Raw genomic sequence first — 7,686 nt, 5'->3', positions numbered from 1 at the left:
GCATGGTTATGTGTTTGGGGCAGTAGGCGAATCATTTAATGAATTTTATAATCACCATCTCCCTTTTTCCTTAACAGGTGCACAAAAAAGGGTACTGAAAGAAATCAGAACAGATACTGTACACGGTCGGCAAATGAATCGTTTGTTACAGGGAGATGTAGGCAGCGGCAAAACTATGGTAGCACTGCTGTCTATGCTGCTGGCAAAAGACAATGGCTTTCAGGCTTGCCTGATGGCGCCTACTGAAATCCTGTCACAACAGCACTATAAAGGTATTGCCGAATTGCTGGAAAAAATGGACGTGAAAGTGGCATTGCTTACCGGCAGCATCAAAGGTAAAGCAAGGCGCAAGATCCTGGAAGAAGCGCTGGACGGCACTATTGATATACTGGTAGGCACCCACGCGCTCCTGGAAAAAGAAGTACAGTTTAAAAATCTGGGGATGGCCATCGTAGATGAGCAACACCGCTTCGGTGTGGCACAACGTGCACGGCTATGGGAAAAAAATAATATACCGCCACATATCCTGGTGATGACGGCAACGCCTATACCGAGAACCCTGGCGATGACGATTTATGGCGATCTGGATGTATCCGTTATAGACGAAATGCCGCCGGGACGTAAACCGATTACCACGGTACACCGTACCGAATATCAGCGTCCGCAGGTAATGGATTTTATTAAAGAAGAAGTGAAGAAAGGACGGCAGGCTTATATCGTTTACCCGTTGATTGAGGATTCGGAGAAGCTGGACTATGAAAATCTGATGAAGGGATACGAAGAGGTAAAAGCATTTTTTCCGGAACCGCGGTACTATATCAGTATGGTACATGGCCGGCAGCCGGCAGAGCAGCGGCAAACCAATATGCAGCGTTTTGTATCCGGTGATACACAGATCATGGTGGCCACCACCGTGATAGAAGTCGGCGTGAACGTACCCAATGCTTCTGTGATGGTAATAGAAAGTACGGAACGTTTTGGCCTGTCGCAGCTGCACCAGCTGCGTGGCAGGGTAGGCCGGGGAGCAGAACAATCCTTTTGCATACTTATGACCGGCAATAAAGTGAGCAACGACTCCAAAGAACGGATTAACGTGATGGTGCAAACCAATGACGGATTCCTTATTTCTGAGAAGGATATGGAACTCAGAGGTCCCGGCGATATTGAAGGCACCCGCCAAAGTGGGGTGCTGGACTTTAAACTGGCAGACATCATCGCAGATAAACCCATTCTCGATGCCGCCCGTGCCAGTGCTGAAAAGATTCTGGAAGAAGACACCGATTTATTGTTGCCTGAAAATCAGGCATTAAAAGAATTTTTGGCCGCCCAACGAAGTAAATCTATCTGGAGTAAAATTTCCTGAGGATTTTAACGTTTATTAACTGATGAAGTGATAAAGGAATTAGCTTCTGAAGCAGAGATTTCAACTAGTTTCCCATTTAACCTATTTTTCTTCGCATCAGGAGTTTTGAGTTTTTTCCCGACCGTAACAATTTGACAGGCTTCTGCGTTTATAGTATTATATTAGTTATTAAGTATAAAATAAATCTAATCCCGTTGAAATTTACCTTCCCGATTGGCCTTATTGGATGGATGATTTGCTTTTTATTACCCGGACAAACTGCCCTGGCACAGCACCAATATGCAAATTATACACCGCTGAATTTTATTGAAAACAAAGGTCAGTGGAATAAAGACGTTATCTATAAAACTGAGCTGGATGGCGCTTCCGTCTTCCTGCGAAAAACAAGTTTTACTTTCCTCCTGTATAACAAAGAAGATATGTGGGCGCTGGAAGAAGCCATACATGGGCATTCCGGTGGTCACGACAGTGTTGCACTGGTGCCGCGTAATGCTGCTACCGCAAACGCCATTCCATCACAGCCTTATCCCGGCGAAGGCGGTAAGCCATCGCCACCAAGACCAGGTGGAAAGATTCCGGACGTAAGAGGACATGCCTACAATGTTAATTTTCTGAACACCTCTCCCGGTTTGCAAATTACTCCCGAAAAAGCACAGGATGCCGTGAGCAATTACCTTATCGGCAATGACCCCAGTAAATGGGCTTCCAATGTGAAATCGTTTCAGGGTGTTACCTACAACGGTATTTATAGCGGCATAGACGCACATGTTTACTCCGAAGCATCGCAGTTGAAATATGACCTGATTGTGAATCCCGGTGCTAATCCCAACGATATACAGCTGGAATATGAAGGCGCTACCGGCGTGGAGTTAAAGAAAGGACAACTGTATGTGCATACTTCTGTAGGAGATGCTATTGAACAGCTGCCATATGCTTACCAATACATTAATAATCAGCGTATAGCCGTAAAGGTGAGCTATAAGCTGAGTGGCACAAAAGTAGGTTTTAAAGTATCCGGCGAATATAATCCCGCCTATACACTCGTGATAGATCCGGTATACGTTTTCTCTACCGTATCCGGTTCCCGTTCAGATAACTGGGGCTTTACTGCTACTTATGACGATGCAGGTAATTTTTACGGTGGCGGCATCGTATTCGGAAGCGGCTACCCGGTAACACCCGGTGTGGTGCAAAGCGTTTTCCGGGGAGCTGCCGATACGCAGGGAAATTTTGATATCGGTATTTCCAAGTTTAATTCAAATGGTACCGGATTGATTTATGCCACCTATCTGGGCGGAAGTGGTCTGGATCAACCCCATAGTTTGTTTGTGGATCCTCAGGGTAACCTGGTGATTTCCGGCAGAACAACTTCGGCTGATTATCCCAATACTAAAATCGTGGGTAGCAACCGGGGCGGATGGGATATCGCTATTACCAAACTGAATGCTACAGGCAGCGCATTTATCGGTTCTTTGATCATAGCAGGTAGTCAGGATGATGGGGTGAATATCAGAGCGGATCGTTTCCAGGGGCCTTCCGTGCTGTTACGCAACTACGGTGATGATGCCCGCAGTGAAGTGGTGATAGATGATGCGGGCTATATTTATGTGGCCAGTTGTACCCGCTCTACAGATTTTCCGGTAACTGCCGGCGTTTTCCAGGGCAAAAATGCTGGTTCGCAGGATGGTGTGATTATGAAGATCAACCCGATGTGTGGCGATCTGGTATGGGCCAGCTACCTGGGCGGCACGAAGGAAGATGCGTCCTACGTAATTGCATTAAATGGTCTCAATACTTTGTATGTAGCTGGCGGAACCGCCAGTAGCGACTTTCCGATAAAAGGCACCGGTACCATCTATCCGAACTATCGGGGTGGTGCCTGTGATGGTTTTATAGCACACATCTCCAATGATGGAAAAACACTGCTGCAAAGTACCTTCCTGGGTTCAGATGATGCCTCCGCCGATCAGGTGTATGGTATTCAGCTGGATAAAAACGGTTTTGTGTATGTAATGGGTACTACAGAAGGTAACTGGCCTATTAAGATACCTGCCGGTTATTACAATGATAACAGCCTTCAGTTTATCAGCAAGTTAAAACCAGACCTTACTGCTTTTATATATTCTACCACCTTTGGCCGTAGCAAAACGATGATCACTACGCCCAATATTTCCCCTACCGCGTTCCTGGTAGATCGTTGCGAAAACGTGTACGTGTCAGGATGGGGTGGTGGTATTAATATCAACCTGAGATATCCGAATTCAGGTACCGGGGGACTTCGTACTACCAACGATGCCTTGCAGCGTTCCACAGATGGAAAGGACTTCTATTTCTTTGTATTGAAACGGGATGCTACCGCACAGTTGTACGGCAGCTACTTTGGTGGTAATGGTCTTTACGAACACGTGGATGGTGGTACCAGCCGCTTCGATAGGAATGGGATTATTTACCAGGGTATCTGTGCCTGGTGTAATGTAAGTACCGATGGCTTTAAGCCCAGGTATCCTACTACGCCGGGAGCTTACTCCAGTACGCCTCCTCCGGGTTGTAACTTTGGCGCACTGAAAATTGCATTTAACCTGGATGGTATCAAAGCCGGTATTAAAACACTGGATCGCCGGTTGAATTATTGCGCGCCGGAAACAATTACATTCGTGGATACCACCCGTCGCCCCGGCAAAACATTTGAATGGTCTTTTGGTGATGGTTCTGGCCTGGTGACAGGAGGTCAGGAACTGGATACCGTACAACATACCTTTACCCAAATAGGCACTTACGTTGTGAGACTGGTGAAAGTTGATCCGGAAAGCTGTAATGTATCAGACACTGCTTATATTACCGTGAAACTAGGCAATAATAAGGCAGACTTTAACTTCGACGCCAAAAGACAAGATCCCTGCGATAGTCTGAAATACATGTTCTCTAACGAATCTGTTACACCGGCCAATCAATTCAGGGATAGCTCTTTTATCATGGATTATGGCGATGGCACACCTCCTTTCTATACTGGACTGGATACCTTCCCATTATTCCATTATTATAAAGCAGCGGGCGTTTATAATGCCAGCTTAACACTGGTAGATACCAATTTCTGTAATGCTCCACAAACACAAACAAAAGCATTACGTGTAGCCATTAACGTAGTGGCGGCATTTACACTGCCGGATACGGTATGTGTGGGCACAGAATTGCAGATGGATAATACAACACTTGGTGGTGAATCTTTTACCTGGACTTTTGAAGATGACGGCAGCACATCAACAGACCCTTATCCATTGCATACTTTCAAGAAAGCAGGGAACTGGAAAGTTTCGCTGCTGGTATTGGATCCAAATACTTGTAATAAAAGAGATAGCACCTCCAAATATGTATTGGTAGCAGATCCGCCAGTAGTGGACTTTGAATATTCACCTACGAAACCGGTAGAAAATACCCCCGTTCAATTTATAAATACCTCTTCGGTGGATGCGACCCGCCTGCTCTGGAATTTTGGCGATGGAGACACTACTTCAGTACCATCTCCCACACATCAATACCTGAGAACAGGGACTTATAATGTTTGTTTGACCGCCTTTAACAGAGAAGGATGTTCTGCCAGCACCTGTAAAGAGGTGAGTGCCATTGTGGTGCCGTTGTTCGATGTGCCGAATGCTTTTGCGCCCGGTGGTAAGAACAATATATTTTATGTAAAGGCTTTTGGTGCGACCAAATTCAATCTTAAAATATTTAATCGTTGGGGACAATTGGTTTTTGAAAGTTCAGACCCCCAAATCGGTTGGGATGGCCGGTTTAAAGGAAATATTCAGCCCATGGATGCTTACGCCTATATTGTAAACCTTGAGTTTACAGATGGTACGAAAGGCAGCAGATCAGGAAGTGTAACCTTGTTAAGATGATGAGCCATGAATCAATTTTTTAAATTTTCAACTTGCCTGGCAATATTGTTAATTGTTATGATGGGAGGTTACGCACAGGACCTTCACTTTTCACAATTTTTCAATTCGCCATTGACAACTAACCCCGCCAATACCGGTTTTATTCCGGATGGTAACTACCGTATTGGCCTTAATTACCGCGATCAGTGGGCTACTATCCCGGTACCGTATAAAACCATGTCTGTTTACGGGGACTTTCAGTTGTTCCGCGACCGACTGGAATATGGTTGGGTAGGTATTGGCGGAGTGTTGCTCCGGGATGTGGCAGGTGCCGGTAATCTCACATCTACCAAAGGATATGCGTCTATTGCTTATCATCAGCTATTGGGGCAAAGCAGTTTATTATCCTTAGGATTTAATGCCGGTTCTGCCGGTAAGCGGGTAGACATCACCAAGCTAACATTTGGTGACCAGTGGAATGGAAAATTCTTTGATTCGCAAATCCCTACCGGAGAGCCTATTACGCAAACCAGCGTCAATTATTTTGACCTGCAGGCAGGCATGAACTATGCTTATTTTCCTACAGAAAATATTTATGTAAATGCCGGCTTCTCGGTACAACATATTAATACACCCCGGGAAACATTTTATGATGGCAACAATGTGATTCCCCGCCGTTATATTGGTTTCCTGAATGCCAGTATCAAGATGAGTGACAAAGTGATCCTGAATCCGGCTGCTTATTATGCTACACAGGTGGGCGCCAGGGAATTGATGCTGGGGGCAAATGCGGCCTATAATCTTTCCGGAGACGGGGTGCAGCAATTGTTCGGCGGACTTTACTACCGCGCAAACGATGCGGCCATTTTCCTGGTGGGTTATCAGCTGAATGCGGTGAAGCTGATGTTTAACTACGATATTACTACTTCAGGATTGTCTGCGGCTAACAATCGCCGTGGTGCTTATGAACTGGGAATTGTATACACGGGTTTATACACCAACCGCTCATTTAGCAACGCAAGAAGGTCTACTATCTGTCCTTCTTTTTAATCTGCCGGATATTACCACCTAAGCGGCATTATCATTATTTTTGTTTCATGACAACGTTTAATAAAGTAACTGCCGCCCATGTAGCGGCATTACGCGAAATAGCCGGAGCGCAATATGTATTGGCCGACGAAGAAAGTATGAGCCGTTATGCACAGGACGAAACCGAAGATCTGCACTACCTGCCCGAAGTGGTGGTAAAACCGGATACCACAGAACAGGTAAGCCGTATCATGCGTTTATGTAATGAGGAGCTATTGCCGGTAACGCCCCGCGGCGGAGGTACTGGGCTCAGTGGAGGCGCCCTGGCGCAGTTCGGCGGTGTGTTGATTTCTATGGAACGGTTTAACCGCATTACCCTGATCGATGAAAGGAATCTGCAGGTCATTACCGAACCGGGGGTGATCACAGAAGAACTACAGAATGCAGTGAAGGAAAAAGGATTGTTTTATCCGCCAGACCCCAGCAGCCGCGGCACTTGTTTCATTGGCGGTAATATTGCGGAAAATTCCGGTGGTCCCAAAGCGGTGAAGTATGGTGTGGTAAAGGATTACGTGCTGAACCTGGAAATGGTATTGCCCAGCGGCGAAATTATCTGGACCGGCGCCAATGTACTGAAAAATGCCACCGGCTATAATCTTACTCAACTGATAGTAGGCAGCGAAGGTACCCTGGGTATTGTCACTAAAATAGTATTAAGACTGATACCATTACCTAAAACAGATCTGTTAATGCTGGTACCTTTCCGCTCTGCCGAAAGTGCCTGCGCCGCGGTGAGCGCTATTTTCCGCGCCGGATATACGCCTTCTGCCATGGAGTTTATGGAAAGAGATGCATTGGAATGGGTGACCCAATATGTACAAAGCAGCGCCGTTAAAATTGAAGACGATATACAAGCCCATCTCCTGATAGAAGTTGATGGCAACTATCCCGAAGTATTGATGCAGGAAATGGAAGGCATTGCCGGGGTGGTAGAAAGTTTCGATATCGGTGAAATCCTGTTTGCAGAAGATGCACAGCAGAAAGATGAACTCTGGAAACTGCGTCGTCGGGTAGCAGAAGCGGTGAAAGCCAATTCTGTGTATAAGGAGGAAGATACCGTGGTGCCTCGTGCGGAGTTACCCGTTTTACTGAAAGGGGTGAAGGAAATTGGCCAGCGGTATGGATTTCATTCCGTATGCTATGGCCATGCCGGTGATGGTAATCTTCATGTAAACATCATCAGAGGCACCCTCACCGAAGAACAGTGGAATGGTACCCTTACAGAAGGCATACGGGAAATATTTGAACTGGTAAAACAGCTGGGCGGTACCATCTCCGGAGAGCATGGTATTGGGCTGGTACAGAAGAGCTATATGGATATCATTTTTGATCAGACATCTATGCAGCTCATGAAGCAAA

General features: G+C 46.1%; 4 protein-coding genes. All 4 read left to right on the top strand.

Going from position 1 to position 7,686, the window contains the following annotated elements:
* A partial coding sequence (locus tag VIP81_RS25415; protein WP_331967867.1) for an ATP-dependent DNA helicase RecG occupies nt 1-1,363 on the top strand: 1,363 nt, incomplete at its 5' end.
* A 194-nt stretch (nt 1,364-1,557) separates the two neighbouring features.
* Nucleotides 1,558-5,259 carry a PKD domain-containing protein gene (locus tag VIP81_RS25410; protein WP_331967865.1) on the top strand — a complete coding sequence of 1,234 codons (3,702 nt, stop codon included), beginning with the start codon at nt 1,558-1,560 and terminating at the stop codon, nt 5,257-5,259.
* Nucleotides 5,260-5,265: 6 nt separating this feature from the next.
* Nucleotides 5,266-6,288 carry a PorP/SprF family type IX secretion system membrane protein gene (locus VIP81_RS25405; protein WP_331967863.1) on the top strand — a complete coding sequence of 341 codons (1,023 nt, stop codon included), beginning with the start codon at nt 5,266-5,268 and terminating at the stop codon, nt 6,286-6,288.
* A 47-nt stretch (nt 6,289-6,335) separates the two neighbouring features.
* Nucleotides 6,336-7,686, top strand: a 1,351-nt coding sequence (locus VIP81_RS25400) for an FAD-binding oxidoreductase (protein ID WP_331967861.1), incomplete at its 3' end; no start/stop codon positions are given.

Origin of the sequence: Chitinophaga sp. (assembly GCF_036566945.1) — a bacterium.
Taxonomy (GTDB): Bacteria; Bacteroidota; Bacteroidia; order Chitinophagales; family Chitinophagaceae; genus Chitinophaga.
The sequence above is the reverse complement of the archived record's forward strand: the minus strand, read 5'-3'. Positions and strand labels throughout refer to the sequence as shown.